At 70.5% G+C, this 18,952-nt stretch carries 18 protein-coding genes and 1 tRNA gene; 5 read left to right on the top strand and 14 right to left on the bottom strand.

Annotated elements, in window-relative coordinates; all coding sequences use genetic code 11:
• Window positions 1-79: 79 nt before the first annotated feature.
• Window positions 80-1,057: a hypothetical protein gene (locus tag B7438_RS10275; RefSeq protein ID WP_256921968.1), complete on the top strand. Its 978-nt coding sequence runs from the start codon at window positions 80-82 to the stop codon at window positions 1,055-1,057.
• A 64-nt stretch (window positions 1,058-1,121) separates the two neighbouring features.
• Here the strand turns inward: B7438_RS10275 and B7438_RS10270 are convergent, their stop codons facing one another.
• From B7438_RS10270 to B7438_RS10255, 4 genes are all read right to left on the bottom strand, one after another.
• Window positions 1,122-2,003 carry a glycosyltransferase family 2 protein gene (locus B7438_RS10270; protein WP_085369460.1) on the bottom strand — a complete coding sequence of 294 codons (882 nt, stop codon included), beginning with the start codon at window positions 2,001-2,003 and terminating at the stop codon, window positions 1,122-1,124.
• Window positions 1,996-2,814: a CDP-alcohol phosphatidyltransferase family protein gene (locus tag B7438_RS10265; RefSeq protein ID WP_085369459.1), complete on the bottom strand. Its 819-nt coding sequence runs from the start codon at window positions 2,812-2,814 to the stop codon at window positions 1,996-1,998. Before B7438_RS10265 ends, B7438_RS10270 begins: the two co-directional genes overlap by 8 nt.
• Before the next feature lie 2 nt (window positions 2,815-2,816).
• On the bottom strand, window positions 2,817-3,878 hold the full coding sequence (locus B7438_RS10260; RefSeq protein ID WP_085369458.1) for a glycosyltransferase family 2 protein: 1,062 nt from the start codon (window positions 3,876-3,878) through the stop codon (window positions 2,817-2,819).
• A gap of 131 nt (window positions 3,879-4,009) precedes the next feature.
• Window positions 4,010-5,770 carry a S1C family serine protease gene (locus B7438_RS10255; RefSeq protein WP_085369457.1) on the bottom strand — a complete coding sequence of 587 codons (1,761 nt, stop codon included), beginning with the start codon at window positions 5,768-5,770 and terminating at the stop codon, window positions 4,010-4,012.
• 168 nt (window positions 5,771-5,938) lie between these two features.
• On the opposite strand from B7438_RS10255, the gene B7438_RS10250 reads away from it, so the two are divergent.
• Entirely contained in the window at window positions 5,939-7,135 is a 1,197-nt protein-coding gene (locus B7438_RS10250) for a pyridoxal phosphate-dependent aminotransferase (protein WP_085369456.1), read from the top strand.
• Window positions 7,136-7,180: 45 nt separating this feature from the next.
• On the opposite strand, the gene B7438_RS10245 is transcribed toward B7438_RS10250, so the two are convergent.
• From B7438_RS10245 to B7438_RS10220, 7 genes are read right to left on the bottom strand one after another with little or no spacing between them, the layout of a single operon-like run.
• A complete protein-coding gene (locus tag B7438_RS10245) occupies window positions 7,181-7,996 on the bottom strand; it encodes a carbon-nitrogen hydrolase family protein (protein ID WP_143465783.1) in 816 nt (271 codons plus the stop codon).
• The gene (locus tag B7438_RS10240; protein WP_085369454.1) at window positions 7,996-9,759 is read right to left on the bottom strand and encodes a cell wall metabolism sensor histidine kinase WalK; all 1,764 of its coding nucleotides are present in this window, start codon (window positions 9,757-9,759) and stop codon (window positions 7,996-7,998) included. The genes B7438_RS10245 and B7438_RS10240 overlap by 1 nt, the downstream gene beginning before the upstream one ends.
• Window positions 9,756-10,151: a two-component system response regulator gene (locus B7438_RS10235; RefSeq protein WP_256921967.1), complete on the bottom strand. Its 396-nt coding sequence runs from the start codon at window positions 10,149-10,151 to the stop codon at window positions 9,756-9,758. The genes B7438_RS10240 and B7438_RS10235 overlap by 4 nt, the downstream gene beginning before the upstream one ends.
• Complete coding sequence (locus tag B7438_RS20530) at window positions 10,148-10,303, bottom strand: hypothetical protein (RefSeq protein WP_168689167.1); 156 nt, start codon at window positions 10,301-10,303, stop codon at window positions 10,148-10,150. The genes B7438_RS10235 and B7438_RS20530 overlap by 4 nt, the downstream gene beginning before the upstream one ends.
• Complete coding sequence (locus B7438_RS10230) at window positions 10,300-11,097, bottom strand: PHP domain-containing protein (RefSeq protein ID WP_085369453.1); 798 nt, start codon at window positions 11,095-11,097, stop codon at window positions 10,300-10,302. The genes B7438_RS20530 and B7438_RS10230 overlap by 4 nt, the downstream gene beginning before the upstream one ends.
• On the bottom strand, window positions 11,094-12,095 hold the full coding sequence (locus B7438_RS10225) for an ATP-grasp domain-containing protein (protein WP_085369452.1): 1,002 nt from the start codon (window positions 12,093-12,095) through the stop codon (window positions 11,094-11,096). The genes B7438_RS10230 and B7438_RS10225 overlap by 4 nt, the downstream gene beginning before the upstream one ends.
• Complete coding sequence (locus B7438_RS10220) at window positions 12,092-13,177, bottom strand: response regulator (RefSeq protein ID WP_085369451.1); 1,086 nt, start codon at window positions 13,175-13,177, stop codon at window positions 12,092-12,094. Before B7438_RS10220 ends, B7438_RS10225 begins: the two co-directional genes overlap by 4 nt.
• A 170-nt stretch (window positions 13,178-13,347) precedes the next feature.
• Here B7438_RS10220 and B7438_RS10215 point away from each other — a divergent pair.
• Window positions 13,348-13,424 (top strand) — tRNA-Met (locus B7438_RS10215).
• An 81-nt stretch (window positions 13,425-13,505) separates the two neighbouring features.
• Window positions 13,506-15,395 carry a DUF2207 domain-containing protein gene (locus tag B7438_RS10210; protein WP_179150781.1) on the top strand — a complete coding sequence of 630 codons (1,890 nt, stop codon included), beginning with the start codon at window positions 13,506-13,508 and terminating at the stop codon, window positions 15,393-15,395.
• A gap of 54 nt (window positions 15,396-15,449) precedes the next feature.
• On the opposite strand, the gene B7438_RS10205 is transcribed toward B7438_RS10210, so the two are convergent.
• Window positions 15,450-15,968, bottom strand: coding sequence for an isochorismatase family protein (locus B7438_RS10205; protein ID WP_179150780.1), 519 nt, complete (start codon window positions 15,966-15,968; stop codon window positions 15,450-15,452).
• Between the two features lie 113 nt (window positions 15,969-16,081).
• Here B7438_RS10205 and B7438_RS10200 point away from each other — a divergent pair, with 113 nt between their 5' ends.
• Complete coding sequence (locus B7438_RS10200; protein WP_085369538.1) at window positions 16,082-17,221, top strand: ROK family transcriptional regulator; 1,140 nt, start codon at window positions 16,082-16,084, stop codon at window positions 17,219-17,221.
• On the opposite strand, the gene B7438_RS10195 is transcribed toward B7438_RS10200, so the two are convergent.
• Both B7438_RS10195 and B7438_RS10190 read right to left on the bottom strand, forming a co-directional pair.
• A complete protein-coding gene (locus tag B7438_RS10195; protein ID WP_085369448.1) occupies window positions 17,218-17,748 on the bottom strand; it encodes a hypothetical protein in 531 nt (176 codons plus the stop codon). The two genes, B7438_RS10200 and B7438_RS10195, sit on opposite strands and share 4 nt — an antisense overlap.
• Window positions 17,748-18,944, bottom strand: coding sequence for an ROK family transcriptional regulator (locus B7438_RS10190; RefSeq protein ID WP_085369447.1), 1,197 nt, complete (start codon window positions 18,942-18,944; stop codon window positions 17,748-17,750). The genes B7438_RS10195 and B7438_RS10190 overlap by 1 nt, the downstream gene beginning before the upstream one ends.
• Window positions 18,945-18,952 lie beyond the last annotated feature (8 nt).

Genomic DNA, 18,952 nt, shown 5'->3' with positions numbered 1-18,952 from the left:
GTCCGGGACGCCCACGCGAGGAACACGGGAGAGTCAACCCCCGTGTTCCTCGCAGAATGTACGCATACACTCGGAGGCGATGGCTAGACAGCAGAAACCGCTCGTATCGGTCACCGGGGGCGCGCCGTCCGGCGCCGAGACGCCCCGCGTGCTCAACTCGACGCTCGACCGTTTCCTCGCGATCCACCGGCCGGCCGTCCTGGCCCACCTGCGGAGCATCCGGCGCAGGAACCCGGATGCGACCCCCGCGCAGCTCGCCGCCATCCTCGAACGCCGCTACCTGGCCGCCGTGACCACCGGCGGAGCCGCGGTCGGTGTCACCGCCGTCATCCCGGCGATCGGCACCGGCGTCACCATCGCACTCTCCGGTCTCGAGACGGCCGCCTTCCTGGAAGCGACCGCCCTCTACGCGCAGTCGCTCAGCGAGCTGCACGGCATCGCCGTGGACGACCCGGAACGCGCCCGCGCCCTCGTGCTCACGATGATGCTCGGCAAGGAGGGCTCGGACCTCGTGCGCCAGCTCGCCGGGCAGGTCGCAGGATCCGGTGCCGGGCGCAGCGCGTACTGGGGCGAGATGGTCACGTCCAGCCTGCCGACGATGATGGTCGGGCCGCTGGTGGACAGGCTGAAGAGCGCGTTCATCCGGCAATTCGCGATCCGCGGAGGGGCGGGCATCATCGGCCGCGCCATCCCGTTCGGCGTCGGTGCCGTCATCGGTGGCGCGGGGAACAACATCCTGGGCAGGCGCGTCGTGCAGAACTCCCGCCTGGCCTTCGGCCGCGCGCCCGAAGTCTTCCCGGCGGCGACCGACCCGGTCATCCGGCCGGTCGCGATCGGCGAGAAGAAGCCGGGCATCGCCGGGCGCTCCCTCGCCGCGACGACCGACGGCGTGCGCAGGATGGGCGCAAGCGCCGGTGGTGCGGCCGTCCGCGCCGGGAAGGTGCTGCGAGGCGCTGTCCCCCGCCGCCGGACAGCGACCGACGCCCCGGCCGAGCTGGAGCACGGACAGGGACAGGACACCGACCCGCTCGCCCTCGACGAGCGCGCCGACGACTGAGCCGGGGCAAGGGCCACCAGTCGAGCGCGCAGGCGACTGAGCGCGCGCAGCGCTGGGGCAGCGCTCAGACGATCGGCGGGCGGCCGGCCAGCGTCATCCGCCAGACCGTGCGCCAGCGGAGCGGGCGGCGCTCACCGGGGTCGGTGCGCCAGCCTTCGCGCCAGCCGCCGAACCACGCTTTCAGCACCGCCGGCTTCCTGAACCAGCGGAGCAGCTGGATGCCCGTCCACGAACCCACGTAGAGCGGCGCCAGCACGGCGGGGAGGTTGCGGCGCGCCAGCCACACCCGGTTGCGGGCGTTGAGCCGGTAGTAGTACGCGTGCCTGGTGGGCGACACCGCCGGGTGGTTGGCGATCAGGTCGCCCGCGTACCAGGTGCGCAGGCCCTGGTCCCAGACCTTCCAGGCCAGGTCGATGCCCTCGTGCGCGTAGAAGAACGGGGCCGCCCAGCCGCCCGCGGCGTCGAACACGCGACGCGGCAGCACGATGACCGCCTCGCACACCGAGAAGACGTTGCTCGGGCGCGCCGGGTCGCCCTTGCGGATGCGCGGGATCCACCGCCGGGGCGACATCGTTCCGGACGGGTCGACGATGCGCGGCTGGATCATCCCGATGCCCGGGTCCGCCTCCAGTTTGGCGATCGCGTCGCTGAGGAACTGGGGCGACGGGATGCACGCGTCGTCGTCCAGGAAGAGCAGGATGTCGCCGGTTACGAGCGGCACGCCGGCGTTGCGTCCGGCCGGGATGCCCAGGTTCTCCGGGAGGTGCAGGGTGCGGACGCCCTCCGGCAGCGCGGGGTCGGAGGTCGCAGGATCCCAGCCGTTGCCGACCACGACGATGTCGGTGGTCACCCCCGTCTGCGCCAGCACCGAGTCGACGCCGCGGCGCAGCTCCTCCGGTCGCGTGCCCTGGGTGAGCACGACGACGGCGACCTGCCGGTCAGCCACGGACGCGCTTCGACGACATGATGGCCACGAAGTGCCCGATCAGCGCCAGCAGCGCGAGCGGCACCAGCACCGACAGCAGGATGCGGTTCGCCAGCTGGTCGCCGATGAACAGCCCGACGACCGAGAACACGAAGATCATGATCGTCAGCTCCACCGAGTGGTACAGGCGGTGGAACGGGACGAAGCGGGCGGCACGGCGCAGACGGGCGATCACGCCGTGGGTGGGCGCATACGCCGCCTGCGTGTCGGCCAGCTTGCCGAGCCCGGCGTTCGCCCTGGCGACGCGCACCATGTCGTTGAGCGCCTTATTGAGCACGATGATGAGGGCGAGGAGCGTGCCCAGGTTGGTCCAGAGGTAATCGGCCGGAGCTTCGAACGGGTATCCGGCGGCGCGGATGCCGAGCGCGATGGCGATCAGCGTCTCCGTGGAGTAGTGCCCGACGTTGTCGAGGAAGATCCCCGCGGGAGACGACGTGTTGCGCCAGCGCGCCACCTCGCCGTCGCAGCAGTCGACGAGCATCTGCAACTGACCGAGGATGAGCGCGAGCGCCGCACCGCCGATGCCCGGGATGAGCAGGCTTGCGGCCGTCGCCCATCCGGTGAGGATCATCAGCCCGGTGACGCCGTTGGCCGAGATCGAGGTCTTGAGCAGGAACCAGGTGAGGTACGGAGACAGGTTGCGCAGGTAGAGGGACGCCGTCCAGTGCTCGGCGTTGCGTCGGCCGCGCACCTCGGGCGGCTGCGCGACGGCGCGCAGTTCGGCGATCGAGGTCGGGCGCGCTCCGTGCGCGCCGGCTCCTGGGGCTGACATGGCTACCTTCCCGTGTGGGCAGTGATGTTCCGGGTGAGCGACAGGTATCCGAGGATGAACCCGCTCCCCCAGCAGAAATGGATGCACGGCAAGACTACGAGAAACCACAAGAACGAACGAAAGCCGCCGTCCGGCCCTGCCAGCAGAGAGCGCCCCCAGACCAGCGCGGAGACGAGCACGATGAGCACGTAGAACGCGGGGATCGCGAAACCGATGAGCAGCCACGGTGCAGCCCCCACGATGGCCTGCACGATGCCGGCGATGCCGAGGAGCAGCCCGACGGCCACGGCGACCACCATCAGCGGTGGCGCGAAGTAGCGCAGCCCGTTCGCGGCCGGGAAGCGGCGCGCCAGCTCCCCGCGCCACACGCCGGTGGAGACGAACTGCCTGGCCAGCCGGTACAGGTTGGGCCGCGGACGGTACGTGACCTTGAGGCGCGGGGTGAACCACACCGTCCCCCCGGTGGAGCGCAGGCGGCGGTTGAGCTCCCAGTCCTGCCCGCGCTTGATGTCCTCGTCGAACATGCCGACTTCGAGAAGCCGGTCGCGCTGGAACACGCCGAGGTAGACGGTCTCGGCCGGTCCTGCCTCGCCTCCGACGTGCAGCTTGGTGCCGCCCAGGCCGATGCGGCTGCCGTATGCGCGCGCGACGGCGCGCTCGAACGGGGTGGTGCCCTGCGCATCCATCAGGCCGCCGACGTTGTCTGCGCCCGTCTCCAGGATGGTCTCGACCGCGATGCGGGCGTAGTCGGGGGGAAGCACCGAGTGCGCATCCACCCGGATGACCACCGGGTAGTGCGACTGCCGGATGGCCAGGTTGAGCCCGGCCGGCGTGGAGCCGACGACGTTCTCGACGATGTGGATGCGGTTGTCGATCGCCGCGAGCTCTTCGACGAGCTCCGTGGTGCCGTCCATGCTCGGGCCGAGGGCGACGGTCACCTCGAACGGTCCTGCGTAGTCCTGCGCGAGGAGGCTGTCGACGGCCGCCCGCACGTGAGTGACTTCGTTCAGAACGGGCATCACGTACGAGACACCGGGAAGGGTGTGCACAGTGTTGTCCGGCATCGGTTCCATTCGTCGTTTTCGGGTCAATCGAGCTTATCAGCCGTGGATCGCCGCGCCTGGGAACCGCACCCTCGCACGGCACGAGGCCGCCCCGCTGCTGCGGGACGGCCTCGTGGTGGCGCTGGTGGCGATCAGCTCGCCGGGAGGGAACCCAGCGTGACCGTGGTCGTCTTGGTCTGGCCGTCGCGGATGTACGTCACGTCCGCCTTGGCACCGGCCGCGAGGGCGCGGACCTGAGCCGTGAGGTCGGTCGCGCTCGTGATCGGCAGGCCGTTGAAGTTCACGACCTCGTCTCCCGCCTTCAGCCCGGCAGCGGCTGCCGCTCCTCCGGAGGTGACCTCCTTGATGATGGCGCCGACGTTCTTCGACTTGGCGTCGGAGGACGAGTCGGTGACGGATGCGCCCAGCAGGCCGTGCGTCGCCGAACCGTTCTTGATGATCTCCTGCGAGACGCGCTCTGCGAGGTTCGCCGGGATGGCGAAGCCGACGCCGATGCTGCCCGACTGGCTGCCGCTGGACGACGAACCGCTCGCGCTGGCAATGGCGACGTTGACGCCGATCAGCTCGCCCTTGCTGTTCAGCAGGGCGCCGCCCGAGTTGCCTGGGTTGATCGCGGCGTCGGTCTGGATGACCGGCAGCGAGATGGTCGCGGTCGCCTGCTGCTGCTGCTGTTGCTGCTGACCGGAGCCGCCCTGGCCGGGGAAGTCGAAGTTCCACGGGTTGCCGTTGTTGTCTCCCCCGCTGCCGCCGGACGAGTCGTCTCCCGACTTGGGGGCGGCGGACGACGCGATGCTGATGCTGCGGTTGAGTGCGCTGACGATGCCGTCGGTGACGGTGCCGGACAGGCCGAGCGGCGCGCCGATGGCCACGGCGGTGTCCCCGACGTTCAGCTTGCTGGAGTCGGCGAACTTCATCGGGGTCATCCCGGATGCGCCGTCCAGCTTGATCACGGCGAGGTCAGTCGTCGGGTCCGTGCCGACGATCTTGGCCGTGTAGATCTTGCCGTCGTTGTCCTGGACGCTGACGGTCACGTTGGATGCCTGGCCGTCGAGGGTCACGACGTGCGTGTTGGTGAGGACGTAGCCGTCGGAGGTGAGGACGATGCCGGAGCCCGTGCCTCCCTCGCTCGACCCGGTCACCGAGATGGTGACCACGCTCGGGGACGCCTTCGCGGCGACGGCGGTGACCGTCGTGGCGTTGTTCGCGTCGTTGACCGTGATGTTCTGCGGGCCGGAGACGGTCTTGATCGTGGCGTTGTTGGAGCTGGTGGCCGCGTAGATGCCGACACCGGCTCCCGCTCCGGCGACGCCGCCGATGAGGGCGCCGATCGCGAGGGTGGCGATGATCATGCCGGTGTTGCGCTTCTTGGCCGGCTTGTCTGCGGCCGCGACGCCGGGGGCCGTGGCGTACGGGCCCTGCTGGGTGTGCGGGGCGTACGGCTGCTGCGGCACGCCCTGGTATGCGGGCTGGCCGAATGCGCCGTTGCCGTAGTTGGGCTGCTGCGCCGTCGGCTGCTGCGCGGTCGGCTGCTGGCCGTACGGCTGCGGCGGGACGGGCTGCGTCGGCTGCGTGGTGTGCGCGGCCGGTGCGACGGGAGCCGTCGGCTGCTGCGCGGTGGGCTGAGCGCCCGTCGGCTGCTCTGCGGCGGCCGCGGCCGGTGCTGCGGGTGCCGTCTCGGCGGCGGCGGGCGCCTCCCAAGCGGGCGTGCCAGCGGCGGGGGCGGCGGGCGCCGCGGGGGCCGCCGGTGCTGCGGTCTCCGCCGACTCGGCGGGCGCGGCCGGCGCCTGGTTCTCTGCTGCGGCGGGAGTCTCGGCTGCAGCGCCCACGACCGACTCGGTGTCGGCGTCGTGCTGGGCCTTCGCGGGCTCCGGAGTGATCGGGGTGTCAGTCATGGTGTTGCTCCTTCCAAGCACTGACAGCTTGGGATGCGAACCTGGGTGTTCTATTTGCGGCCCCTGTGGACGAGCTACTGCCTGTCAATGACTCTGCACAACGTACCGAATGCATCCGGTGACCGACACCCCGTAGGTTGGGAGGCAGGACGGCGAGAGGACGTGACCATGACGGTGCCAGGCGCGTGGAGACGGGCGGCGAGCGGCGCCGGGCTGCTCGGGGCGGACGGGACGATCGCCTCGACGGTGTTCGCCGAGATGAGCGCGCTCGCCGTGCGCACCGGCGCGATCAACCTCGGCCAGGGCTTCCCGGATGAGGACGGGCCCGCCGAGGTCCTCGACGTCGCCGTCTCCGCCATCCGGGACGGCAGGAACCAGTACCCGCCGGGCATCGGCATCCCCGAGCTGCGGCTCGCCATCGCCGAGCACCAGCAGCGCTTCTACGGCCTCACCGTCGACCCGGACCGCGAGGTGCTGGTGACAGCTGGGGCGACGGAGGCCATCGCCGCCACCCTGCTCGCCCTGCTGCAGCCGGGAGACGAGGTCGTCACCTTCGAGCCGTACTACGACGCGTACGGCGGCCTCATCGGCCTGGCGGACGGCAGGCACCGGACGGTGCCGCTGCGGCTGCCCGACTTCCAGCCCGACCTCGACGAGCTGCGCGATGCGGTCACCGACCGCACCAGGATCATCCTCGTGAACACGCCGCACAACCCGACGGGCACGGTGCTCGGCGCCGAGGTGCTGCGCACGATCGTCGAGCTGGCGCACGAGCACGACGCCGTCATCGTCACTGACGAGGTGTACGAGCACCTCACCTTCGGTCTCCCCCACGTCCCCATCGCCACGCTGCCCGGGGCACGGGAGCGCACGGTGACGATCTCGTCGGGAGGGAAGACGTTCAACACCACGGGCTGGAAGATCGGCTGGCTCACCGCCCCGGCCGAGCTCGTCACCGCGATCCTCGCCGTGAAGCAGTTCCTCACCTACGTGAACGGCGCACCCTTCCAGCCGGCCATCGCGGCCGGGCTCCGGCTGAGCGACGACTACTTCACCGGCATCGCAGAGACCCTCCGGAGCAAGAAGGACCTGCTGTCGGCCGGCCTGCGCGAGGCCGGCTTCGGTGTCGCGAACTCCGACGGAACGTACTTCGTGGTGGCGGACGCCGCCCCGCTCGGCTTCGACGACGCCGTGCGGTTCTGCCGCGAACTGCCGCACCTCGCCGGGGTGGTGGCCGTGCCGCTCTCCGCCTTCTGCACGGACGAGTACCGGGCGCGGACCGCATCCCTCGTCCGGTTCGCGTTCTGCAAGCGCACCGAGGTGCTCGAGCGGGCGGCCGCCCAGCTCGCCGGGCTGCGACGCTGACCGGGCCGCGACGCTGACCGAACGGGGCGTGCGCCGCGGCGCGCGTCAGTCGATCGGCTCCACCCGGTAGCGACGGAGCGCGAGGGCCGGATTGAGCTCCCGGACGGAGCGCACGCGTTCGGCGTCGACCTCGGCGACGGCCACTCCGGTGGTCTCCCCGATCGTCGCGAGCGCGACGCCCATCGGGTCCACGACGGTGCTCGACCCGACGCCGATCGGCGGCGCGTGGTCGGCCGCTGCGACGTACAGCGTGTTCTCGATGGCGCGCGCGGCGATCAGCGTGCGCCAGTGCTGCTCCTTCAGCGGCCCCCGCACCCACTCGGCCGGCACGAGCACCAGCTGGGCCCCCGCGTCGGCCAGGCGCCTGGTGACTTCGGGGAAGCGCAGGTCGTAACAGGTCTGCATCCCGACCGTGATCCCGTCGGCGTCGAACGTCTGTGGTGCGTCGAGCGCTCCGGGGACCACCCACTCCGACTCGCTCGCGCCGAACGCGTCGTAGAGGTGCTGCTTGCGGTAGGTGGCGACCACGTCGCCGTCCGGGGAGACGGCGACGAGCGTGTTGGAGAACCGGTGCTTGTCCTCCGTGCTCTCCACCAGCCCGGCGATCACGAACACCTGGTGCTCGCGCGCGGCCTCGACCAGCGCCCCGACGAACGCGCCGTCGAGCGGCTCGGCGTTGCGTGCGAAGCCGGAGCCCAGTGGATGCTCGAAGTACGACGAGTACTCCGGGAACACCACCAGCCGCGCCCCACGGCCCGCCGCGACCGCGACGAACGCGGCGACCGCGTCCCGGTTGTGCACCCTGTCGTCGGTGGGCGTGAACTGCACCACGGCGACGGTGACCGTCTGAGCCTCGTCCATCATCGGCCTCCCTCGACCACCGCATCCGTCGTGACCTCGAGCGGCAGGCGCAGGCTGATGGTGGTGCCGACGCCCTCCTCGCTGGCGATGTCGATGCTCCCGCCGTGGGCGGTGACGATGGCCTTCGTGATCGTCAATCCCAGTCCGACGCCCGGCACCGCGTTGCGGGTGGCGGTGGATGCGCGGAAGAACCGGTTGGACAGCTGCCCGAGCTCGACGGCCGGGATCCCGATGCCGGTGTCGCTGACCGCGATCACCGCATCCCCTCCGTCCCTGGACAGCGTCACGGTGACCGTGCCGCCGGACGGGGTGAACTTGATGGCGTTGGAGACGAGGTTGTCGACGGACTGGCCGATGCGCACAGGGTCGCCGAACATCGTCACCGGCTCATCCGGGAACTCGGCGGCCAGGGTGATCCCGGCGTTGGCCGCCACGGGGCCGGCCGACTCGACGGAGGCCGCGATCAGCGGGCCGAGGTCGACGTCCTTGTGCTCCAGCGGGAACCGGCCGGACTCCACCTGCGCCGTGAACAGCAGGTCGCCGACCAGCCGCAGCAGGCGGTGCGCGTTGCGCTCCGCGACGCCGAGGTACTGCAGCTGCTCCTGCGAGAGCGGGTCGTCCTCGTCGTCGCGCATCAGTTCCAGATAGCCGAGGATCGAGCTGAGCGGCGTGCGCAGCTCGTGCGAGATGAGGCCGACGAACTCGTCCTTGAGGCGCGCGAACTCGCGTGCCTGGGTCATGTCCGTCGCCACGAAGATGAAGCCGACCCTGTGGCCGTTCTCGTCCAGGCGCGGGGTCGCGGCCACCTGCACGGGCACCTGCTTGCCGTCCGGGCGCACGTAGGTCCAGTCGCGCACGTCCGCGTAGCCGGAGCGGACAGCATCCACCAGGGCGGAGAAGTCCTCTGCGCTGGACACGGTCTGCACGCGCGCGTCCATCGCGCGCAGGCGCTCCTCCAGCTCGGAGGCCAGGTGGAAGTCGATGATGTGGCGCCGGCCGTCGAGCGCCTGCTTCTCGGTCAGTCCGAGCATCTTCTCCGCGCCGGGGTTCCAGACGTCGATCAGCCCGTCGAGGTCCGTGCCGATCACGGACTGCTCCGTGACGGCGTTCCAGATGCTCTGAATGAGCCGGTTGGCCGTCTTGAGGCGAGCCTCGTTGAGCACCAGCTCGTCCTGGGCGCGCACCGCCTGCTCGAGCAGTTCCTTGCGGAGCTTCGCCGCCTCGTTCGCTGCGGCGAGTTGCACCCTCACCCTGTGCGCGATCTCGTTGATCACGACGGCGACGATCATGTAGATCAGCGGGGAGAAGAACGCGCGCACCAGGTCGCCGACCGTGCTGGGCACCGAGGTCGAGATGAGCGGGGCGAGGAGCACGAGGAACGTGCCGAGCGCCGCGATCACGGCGTTGATCCTGCCCTCCTCCGTCGCGATCCACACGAACGGCAGCAGCAGTAGTGCGCCGTACGGCGAGGTCGACCCGCCCGTCCCCAGACGGAACAGTCCGACCGCGATCAGCGACACCACCGGGATGAGGATCGACCACTCCGTGCGGATCTTCTTCCACGGAAGGGCGAACGACAGAATGCTCGCCAGGGCGGCGAGCACGACGCCGATGGTGAAGTAGAGCGGCTCCGTCGGCCACGGGCTCACCGGGAGCAGGATGACGCCGATGGCGATCAGGAAGCCGATGATCGTCGGAAGCTGCTTGACGAACGGGGTGGGAGAGTCGAGCGAGATCCTGCCGAGCCAGCGATCGAGGGTCATACCGTCGCCTCCATCCCGAGCATCTCCCGGATCCGCGCGGTGAGGACCTTGGGGCTGAACGGCTTGATGATGAAGCTGTCCGATCGTTCGGCGACGACGCCGTGGTCGGTGAGCAGCTGCACGGACGCGGAGACCATCAGGATGAGCGTCGCACTGGCGACGGGATCGGCCCTGACGGCCTCTGCCACCTCCACCCCGTTCATCCCCGGCATCGAGATGTCGAGGACCACGAGGTCGATCCCGCCCGCCCGCACGGCGTCGAGCGCCGCCGGTCCGTTGTCGACGGCCGCGACCACCTCGACGCCCGCGCGGCGCGCGGCGATCTGCATCAGCCCGCGGATGTCGTCGTCGTCATCGGCGATGACGACCCTCGGAACGCCTGCGCTGCTCACGTGAGGAACACCGTGCGCACCACGACGATCGCCGCCAGCACGACCAGCGCGATCCCCGCGTACGGCAGCAGACGGAACTCCCAGCGCTTGTTCGCGTCGATCTCGCGCTGGATCTCGTCGTACGTCTCACTGTCGATCTGGATGGGACTCATCGGTCCTCCTCCCCTGCTGCTCGTGCTCGTTCTCGTGCTCGTTCGACGTCGTCCTGGGGACGACGATAGGCGTCGTCCAGGATGTACGCCACACGTTCGTAGCGGCCGACGTCCGCCGCGTCGTGGCTGTCCGTCGACGCGACGAGGCGTGCACCGGCCGCGATCAGGGCCGCGACCGCCTCCGGACCGGGGCACGCCCACTTCTCGTTGACCTCGACGATCGTGCCCGTGCGTGCCGCCGCCTCCGCCCAGGCGGAGAGCCGGTCGGCGCCCAGCTGGTCCTCCGACAGGCCCACCTTGGGCAGGATCGAGAACCAGTGCGCCAGCTGCGCGTTCGGCGTGCGCTGCATGGCCAGGATGCTCGCTGTGACCAGCTGATCCAGTGCGTCGTCCGCCGAGAGTCCCGCCGCTAGGCGCTCTGTCGTCTCGCGCGGCGACCACGGGCCGTCCGTGCCGGGGAACTGGTGGTCGCCGATCACGATGGCGTCGACCCCGCCGTCGCCTCCGACGATCAGGCCGGGCGGCGTGTCGATGGCGCCGGACGCATCCAGCAGCTTCGTCTCCACCCCCGTGAACACCGTGAGACCGCTCGGGATGCGCTCGGCCGCGACGGCGCGGACGAACTCGGGCACCCAGGTGGTCGACGCCCGCACGTGGTCGATCAGCCGCAGCTCGCGGAGACCGGCCGCCTCCGCGGCGGCGAGGTTCTCCGCGAGAGTGCTGACCGCGTCGTCGGAGAAGGTGGAGTGGACGTGGTAGTCGCCGAGCAGCAGCTCGCGCGGGGCCGTCGTCACTCCTCGCCCGGGCCTTCCGCGTGGGCGGCGTTCTCGGACACGAGGACGTCGGACGGGTCGAGGAACACGTCTTCGAGGAAGCGCACGTTCGCCAGCTCGACGAAGTCGACGGTGGCGGGTGCGCCGACCCCGGTGACCAGGTCGAGCAGCAGCGACGGCATGTCGACGCCGGCGGCGATGGTGAGCGGCATCGCGCCGGGGAAGCGCGGGTTCACCTCCAGCAGGGCCGGGATGCCCGCCGTGCTGTACCGCAGCTGCACGTTCGCCACACCGGTGAGCCCGATCGCGCGCGCCACGTCGGCCGCCGTGCGGGAGAGCTCGTCGCGCTTCACCGTGCGTCCGGCGATGGACACCCCGGAGTCGACGCGTTCGCGCGAGCGGGGAACGGCGGCGATCACGCTGCCGTCGAGTGCGGCGAGCACGTCGACGGAGAACTCGTCGCCGGGCAGGTTCTCCTGGATCAGGATGCTCTCGTCCGTGCCGAGCGACTCGAGCGTCTCGCGGTCGGGGATGAGTCGCACGCCGCGGGAGCCCGCCCCGCTGCGCGGCTTGATGATGACGGGGAACGTCCAGTCGTGCGCGACGCCGTCCGCGTTCAGCAGCCGCGTCTCCGGAACGGCGAGCGACCCGGCGCAGCGCTCGGCGAGCAGGTACTTGTCGAGGCAGACGGTCAGCGTCTCGATGCTGGGGGCGGCGAGCGCTGTTCCGACGGCGAGCAGGTCGTCGCGCCGGGCTGCGAGGCCGGGCAATTCGACGTCGACCGTCGAGAACAGGACGTCGATGCCGTCCGCCTCGCACATCCCGATCAGTTCGTCGACGAACCCGGCCGACTTTCCGGCGGGCACGATGCGCCGGTCGGCGGCGTCGACGAGGTAGAGGCCGCTCGCCCAGCCGTCCATGTCGGCGGCGAGCACCTGCACGTCGTCGCGGGCCAGCAGGGAGCGGATGACGGCGACACCGGCTGGGCCGCCTGCGCCTGTCACGAGAACACGGGTCACTTCTCTGTTCCTCTATCCATTTCTTTCGCTCTCGTCCTGGCGTCCGTCGTCAGGGACGATGCGGGCACCGAGATGTCGGCGGTGTCTTTGATCACTTCGAGCGGCTCGCAGCTCTGCCCTCCGCCGAACCGCGACCAGTAGCGCGCCGTGGCGAGCACGAAATCGGGTTCGAGGTAGGAGCGGAGCTCGGTCTGCGACCGGAAGCAGTCGATCAGCCGCAGTTTCGCGTCTGTGAAACCATCTATCGGCACGAACCGGGTCGGCCGGTAGTCGATCGTCGCCGACGGGCTCTGATAGCAGCAGACCGTGCGCACCGACCGCGTGGCCACCAGGGTCGCGGAGTGCACGGCGCGGTGATCCTGGTGACGGTCGTGCGCGGAGTGCGTGTAAACGATGTCCGGCTGCACCTCGGCGACGACGCGCTCGATGATGCCGACGGTCGGGTCGGCCGCCGAGATCTGCGTGTCCTCCAGGTCCTCCATGAACAGGCGGGCGCCGAGCAGCTCGGCGGAGGCCAGCGACTCGTGCTGCCTGTCGTCTGCATCCCCTCCCCTGGCACCCCTCGACATGGTGAGGATGACCACGGTGTTGCCCGCATCCCGGTGGGCGGACAGGATGCCGCCGACGCCGATCTCGACATCGTCGGGATGCGCGCCGATGGCCAGCACCACCTGCGGACGCTGTGCGGCCTTCTTGGTGCGCCCCTGCTCGGCGAGCCGCGTCACGATGGACACCAGGTCGGCGGAGGAGACCGGCTTGGTCAGGAACTCGTCTGCCTGCGCCCGCAGCGCGGACACGGCGTAGTCGACAGAGACGTGCGCCGTCATCACGACGACGGGCATCCCGGGATACTGGCTGCGCAGCTCCTTGAGCAGGTCGAGGCCGGAGATGCCGGGCATCTCGATGTCGGTGAGCACGAGGTCCGGCTCGAAGTCGGCGATGGCGGCCAACGCCTTCGACGGATCGGTGATCGCGATGACCGATGCGTCCGCACGCTTCTCCAGCACGGTCTTCATGTAGAAGGCGACATCCGGATCGTCCTCGATCACGCAGACCCGGTACTTCTGAAGCGAACTCGGCATGGGCGCCCTCCCTGCGTCGACTCTACCGGCGGGGCCGCTCAGGTTCCGGCCCCGAAACACGGCATCGACAGATCGGTCTACCGGCGACCGCCGCCGACGACGCGGCACGCCCGGGATGCGACCCCGATTTTCCCTTCGCCGCCGGCCGGTGCTAAAGTAAATTCTTGTGACGCGGGGTGGAGCAGCTCGGTAGCTCGCTGGGCTCATAACCCAGAGGTCGTAGGTTCAAATCCTGCCCCCGCAACCAGAAAGGCCCGGATTTCCACGGAAATCCGGGCCTTGTTCTTTGCGTCTCGACCGGTCAGCACCCTCGGGTAGCCTCATTCTCGTGTCTTGGTTGCCTGGAATTCGCGCCGTCGTCGTCGCCGCCGTCGTCGCGCTCGGCCTGATCGGCGCCGGGTCCGCGACGGCAGCGGTCGCCGCCGGTCTCGCCCAGCCCGCCGGTCCCGCCCAGGCCGCCGGACCCGTCCGCGCCGACGCCGCCGACTTCACCTTCGATTCCTTCGACGCCGACTACACGCTCACGCGCGATGCGAACAAGGACTCGACGCTGACGACCATCGAGACGCTGGTGGCCGAGTTCCCGTCGTTCGATCAGAACCACGGCATCGTCCGCGCCATCCCGCTGTCGAATCAGCACACCGATCTCCGGCTCGACGTCCGTTCGGTCACGGACGCGGACGGCACGGCCATCCCGTTCACCCGCGACGATCAGGACGGCTTCGCACGGCTCACGATCGGCTCCGCCGATGCATACGTGCACGGACGCCAGACCTACGTGATCACCTACACCCAGCGCTTCGTGGTCCGGCCGTTCGCCGACACGCACGACGACGAGTTCTACTGGGACGTCAACGGCACCGGATGGGATCAACCGTTCGGCAAAGTCAGCGCACGTCTCCATCTCGACAGCGCGCTGACGAGCGCGCTGACCCGTCAGCAGTCCTGCTACGTCGGCGAGCAGGGCAGCACCGCGCCGTGCACCATCTCGTCGGCTCCCGCACCGGACGGGACGGTGATCTCCGTGAGCCAGGCGACGGTGCCGCCCCGGCAGAACGTCACCATCGCCGTCGGCTTCCGCCCGGGGACGTTCGCTCCCCCGCCGGACGCCAGGGACGCCTTCCCCTTCGCCGTGCTGCCCTGGATCCTGCTGGCCATCGCCGCGCTGATCGTCGCGGGCGCCCTGGTCGCGCGTTCGGTCCTCTGGCGGACGACGCGCGGGCGCGGCATCATCGTGCCGCAGTACACCCCTCCGCCCGGCGTGTTCCCCGCCCTGGCCGCCACGCTCCTGAAGCGGGAGGACCGCGCGCTCCCAGCCCAGCTCGTCGGCTTCGCCGTCAACCGGGTCGCCGCGATCATCGACCATTCGGACGCCTCCCAGTCCCGGCCGTTCGGCCTGCGCCTCCTCGCCGACCCCGCGACCGTGAGAGACGACGCGGAGCGCGACATCCTGACCAGGGTCTTCGGTGCGGCGGAACCCGGAAACGAGGAAGTGCTCGACCCGCAGAACCAGGTTCTCGGCGACCGCCTGGCCGGACTCGGCGGCGCACTGAACACCGTGGTAGCCCAACGCGGCCTGAGGGCACGCCCGAAAAGCCGCCTCCCGCTCCTGTTCCGGTTGGGCATCGTGCTGATCCTCATCGCCTGGATCGTCGTGTTCGCCTGGTCGACCACCCAGAACGCGACGACGGCCGTTCTGGGATGGGGCTTCGCCGGCGTGATCGTCGCAACCATCGCCGTCTTCCCGCTGAGCGCCGTGCCGAACCTGCTCACCGAGAAGGGGGTCGAGCTCCGGGACTATCTCCTCGGCCTGCGCGACTATCTCGCCCTCGCCGAGGCCGACCGCTTCCGCGTGCTGCAGAGCCCGGAAGGCGCGGAGCGCGTGGACGCGCGCGACGGCACGGCCGTGGTCAAACTCAACGAGAAGCTCCTGCCGTACGCGATCGTGTGGGGCGTCGAGAAGGAGTGGATGCGCGAACTCGCCCACTCCTACGAGGTCACCGCCACCCAACCCGAGTGGATGCCCGGCTCGGCCAACCCGGCGCTCCTCCCCCTCCAAGTCGCCGCGTTCAGCTCGCTGTACCACGGCACCCCGTTCGCGACGACGCCGCCGGTCTCGTCGTACTCGGGGTCGGGCGGCAGCAGCTTCACCGGCGGCGCAAGCGGCGGCGGCTTCTCCGGAGGCGGCGGGGGTGGAGGCGGCGGAGGCGGGTGGTGAGGTCACCCGGACGCCGACGCCTGCGCCGACGCCGCGCAACCCTGCCGGCCCGCCTCAGTCGAACCGCACCTCCACCAGATCCACGATGGTGACGCCCTCGGCGGTCAGCTCGATTTCGATCCGCTCACGGATGTCCTCCGCCGGTTCGCCGTCGTCGTATGTGGCGTGCCCGTCGGCGGGCAGGATCACCTCGAAGCCGCGTTCCAGCGCGCCGAGCGCCGTCGACCGGATGCAGTACTCGCTCTGCAGCCCGGCCACGATCAGGGTGGAGACGCCCATCGCGTGCAGCACGTCGGCGAGCGCGGGGTTCGACTCGAACGTGTTGGCCACGTCCTTGCGCACCACCGGCTCGCCTGGCAGCGGTCGGAAGACGAACTCCCAGCCCGGTGTCCCCGGCTCGTCCGGGTCTCCCGGCCGTCCGTCGTTCTGCACGTGGACGATCGGGATGCGCGCCTCCCTCGCCCGTTCGAGCAGCCCGGACATGGTCTCGCGGAACGCCGCAGCACCCTCGATCGCCGTCTCGCCGTCGAGCATGTTGCGTTGCACATCCACCAGCATCAGTCCGTAACCCATCTCCACATCATCCGCCCACCCCCGGCGACCCGCCAGTCCGTGCAGCATCCCGGGCGAGCCCGATTCGCTATGGTCGACAGCGGGGAGCAATGCGCACCGAGGAGCGGAAGACAGTGGCAGACGATCACAGCACGGCGACGCAGGCCGCCATCCGTGAGCGCAACGTCCGGAGCGCCCTGCAGCTCGTCCTCTCCGGTGGGGGCACGGCGACGCGCGCCGGGATCGCCCGGCGCACCGGCCTCACCTCCGCCACCGTGTCCTCCCTCCTCTCCGGGCTGATCTCCGACGGCCTCGTCCTCGAAGGGCAGCGTGCGGAGAGCACCGGCGGCAAGCGCGCGACGACGCTGCAGGTGGATCAGGAACGGCACGTGCTGCTGTCGGTGATCGTGCAGCCGGGTCTCGTGCGCGGCGCGGTCGTCAACCTGCTCGGGGCCGAACTGACCACCGTGTCCCAGCGCCCGTCTGCGCCCGGCGCCATCGAGGACGTGCAGTCCGTCGTGCGCAGGCTCGCCGCATCCACCACCGCCGCCATCGTCGCCGTCGGCGTGCAGGTGCCCGGCATCGCGGACGGCCCGCTCATCCGGGAGTCCGTGCAGCTCGGCTGGACGGACGTCGACCTCGGCGCCGCGCTCCTGGGCATCGTCGACGCCCCCGTGCACCTGGTCAACGACGCAGACGCGGAAGCCCTCGCCGACTATTCGAGTTCCGACCAGTTCGGCGCCAACCAGATGATCGTGTCGCTGAGCACCGGCGTCGGGGCCGCGTTCATCGTCGACGGCAGCGTGCTCGCCGGTGCCGCCCACCGTGCAGGCGAGATCGGCCACGTGCCCGTGCTGTTCGGCCAGGATGCGCCGCTCTGCCCGTGCGGCAACCGCGGCTGCCTCGAAGAGGTCGTCTCCGTCACCGCTCTGCTCGGCCTCCCGCACGGAACCGACCTGGAATCCGTGGATGTGGCCGGACTCGCCGCGACGCCGGAATCCCGCGAGCGCATCGCGTTCGGCGCTCGCGTGCTCGCCCGGTCGCTGCTGCTCGTCGGGGCCGCACTGGATGTGCCGAACGTCGTGCTCGGCGGCACGGCGCCCAAGCTCGGCGAGGAGTTCATCGGCCACCTGCGCGCAGAGGCGGCACGGCACCCGGTGCGTGCGGCCATGCCGCTCAGCTTCCGCTACGCGAAGGTCGCGCTCGAACAGCCCTTCCGCGGCGCGGCGCAGCACGCCATGCAGTCGACCCTCGGGGTCAGCTGGGCGCTCTAAGCGGCGCCGTCCCGCTCCGCCCGGAGCTCATGCGCGTGCTCGTGCTCGTGCGCCCCGGTCAGCAGGTCGAGCAGCGCTCCCCCGCGCGCCCTGTCGAACCCGAACGTCGCGATGTCCGCATAGGCGTGACCGGTCAGCCTGTGCCCGAGATCCACCACCAGCACGGACCGGCAGGATGCGCGCACCGCGTCGACCACGGCGCGCACCCACGCGCTCCGCTCGTTGTCGATGCCGACGATCACCACCGGAGCCTGCGTCGCCAGCACCAGATGCGGGTCGTCGCCCTCCGCGACCGACACCACCGGGTTGGCGGCCCACTGCCGCCCGGACGGCGAGTCCGGCTCCGCCCACGCCTCGGCGAGGGTCGACCAGCGCGGCACGCCGAGCAGCTCGTTGTCGACGGTGGCCAGCCGCACCACCGTGCAGCGCCCACGGAAGGCGGGAAGCGCATCCTGAGCTGCCGGCGCGAACGCGAACGACCGGGCGATCACCTCCGAGGTCGCCGGACGGTCGAGCACCAGGGACATCAGGACACCCCGAGCTGCGCCGACATCACCATGACCACGCAGCCGCGCACCACGATGTCGCGGCCCTGACTCGTCATGCGGAGCGTGGCGTCCGAGTGGAAGCCGGCCATCGTGCGGTTGCGCAGGGTCTCTCCCACCGCATCGATCAGCGCGCCGTCGAGCAGTTCCTCCGGGCCGCTGAGCACGACCTCGGACAGGTTCAGTGCGCCGACGATGGGCGCGAGCGCCACGCCGAGCCGCTGCCCGGCCACCCGCAGCACCTGGTGGACGGGCTCTCCGGCGATCGCCGCGGCCGCGACGCGCGATTCCAGCCGGGGCACGGCGAGCCAGGCCTCCAGGCATTTCTCCCTGTCGTACTCCGCCTCCGCGCCGTCGTCCGTGCCGACCATCACCTGGCCGATCTCGCCGGCCGCGAATCTGCTGCCGAGCACCAGAGCACCGGCGACGAGCAGCCCGGAGCCGACGCCGTGGCCCACCTTGATGAGCATCATGTCCCCGTGCGCGCCGCCGAAGCCGTGCTCGGCGAGCACCGCGACGTTCGCGTCGTTCGCCACGAACACCGGCAGGCCGGTGCGCTCCTCGATCCGGCGCTGCAGCGGCTGGTCCGTCCAGCCGAGGTTCGGCGCGGCGACCACCGTTCCGGACGGGTCGACGATGCCGGGCGAGCCGATTCCGATGCCCAGGATGGGCGCTGTCGTCATCCCGACCAGCCTGTCCACGAGCCCAAGTACCTTGGCCACGGCCTCCTCGCCGTGGCTGCCGGCGAGAGCGACCTCAGCGGTCGCCAGGATCGTGCCGTCGATGTCGAGCACCGCGCCGCGGAAGGCGGAGTGCTCGCTGAGGTCGACGCCGACGATCTGCGTCGCCGCCCTGTTCATGTCGAGGAGCACGGCCGGTTTGCCCGGCCGCGCATCGTCCCGCTGACCGAGCTCGATGACCAGGCCCTCGGCGATCAGGTCGCCGACGAGGTCGGAGATGGTGACCCTGGTGAGGCCGGTCTCCCTCGCGATGTCCGCCCTGCTCACCTGGCCGGCGCGATACAGCGTCTGCAACACCAGGGAGCGGTTGTGATTGCGGGCGTGCTCGGGGAGCACCTTGCCGCGCGGGCGCAGCGCACGCCCGGGAACCATGCCGCGATCCTGCGGGATCGTGCTGTGCTCGCTCGCGGTGGAGCGCCGTCCTTCATCGACCAGCATGTTTGTTA

The organism is Leifsonia sp. NCR5 (assembly GCF_002105485.1).
Lineage (GTDB): Bacteria > Actinomycetota > Actinomycetes > Actinomycetales > Microbacteriaceae > Leifsonia.
Note: the sequence above shows the minus strand (reverse complement) of the source record. Positions and strands in the feature narration are given on the sequence as shown.

Excerpts from the sequence above, each read along its gene's own strand:
- B7438_RS10240 (WP_085369454.1), bottom strand. The coding sequence starts at position 9,759 with ATGACCCTCGATCGCTGGCTCGGCAGGATCTCGCTCGACTCTCCCACC.
- B7438_RS10265 (WP_085369459.1), bottom strand. The coding sequence starts at position 2,814 with ATGTCAGCCCCAGGAGCCGGCGCGCACGGAGCGCGCCCGACCTCGATC.
- B7438_RS10190 (WP_085369447.1), bottom strand. The coding sequence starts at position 18,944 with ATGCTGGTCGATGAAGGACGGCGCTCCACCGCGAGCGAGCACAGCACG.
- B7438_RS10250 (WP_085369456.1), top strand. The coding sequence starts at position 5,939 with ATGACGGTGCCAGGCGCGTGGAGACGGGCGGCGAGCGGCGCCGGGCTG.
- B7438_RS10245 (WP_143465783.1), bottom strand. The coding sequence starts at position 7,996 with ATGGACGAGGCTCAGACGGTCACCGTCGCCGTGGTGCAGTTCACGCCC.
- B7438_RS10195 (WP_085369448.1), bottom strand. The coding sequence starts at position 17,748 with ATGTCCCTGGTGCTCGACCGTCCGGCGACCTCGGAGGTGATCGCCCGG.
- B7438_RS10205 (WP_179150780.1), bottom strand. The coding sequence starts at position 15,968 with ATGGGTTACGGACTGATGCTGGTGGATGTGCAACGCAACATGCTCGAC.
- B7438_RS10275 (WP_256921968.1), top strand. The coding sequence starts at position 80 with ATGGCTAGACAGCAGAAACCGCTCGTATCGGTCACCGGGGGCGCGCCG.
- B7438_RS10220 (WP_085369451.1), bottom strand. The coding sequence starts at position 13,177 with ATGCCGAGTTCGCTTCAGAAGTACCGGGTCTGCGTGATCGAGGACGAT.
- B7438_RS20530 (WP_168689167.1), bottom strand. The coding sequence starts at position 10,303 with ATGAGTCCCATCCAGATCGACAGTGAGACGTACGACGAGATCCAGCGC.
- B7438_RS10260 (WP_085369458.1), bottom strand. The coding sequence starts at position 3,878 with ATGCCGGACAACACTGTGCACACCCTTCCCGGTGTCTCGTACGTGATG.
- B7438_RS10255 (WP_085369457.1), bottom strand. The coding sequence starts at position 5,770 with ATGACTGACACCCCGATCACTCCGGAGCCCGCGAAGGCCCAGCACGAC.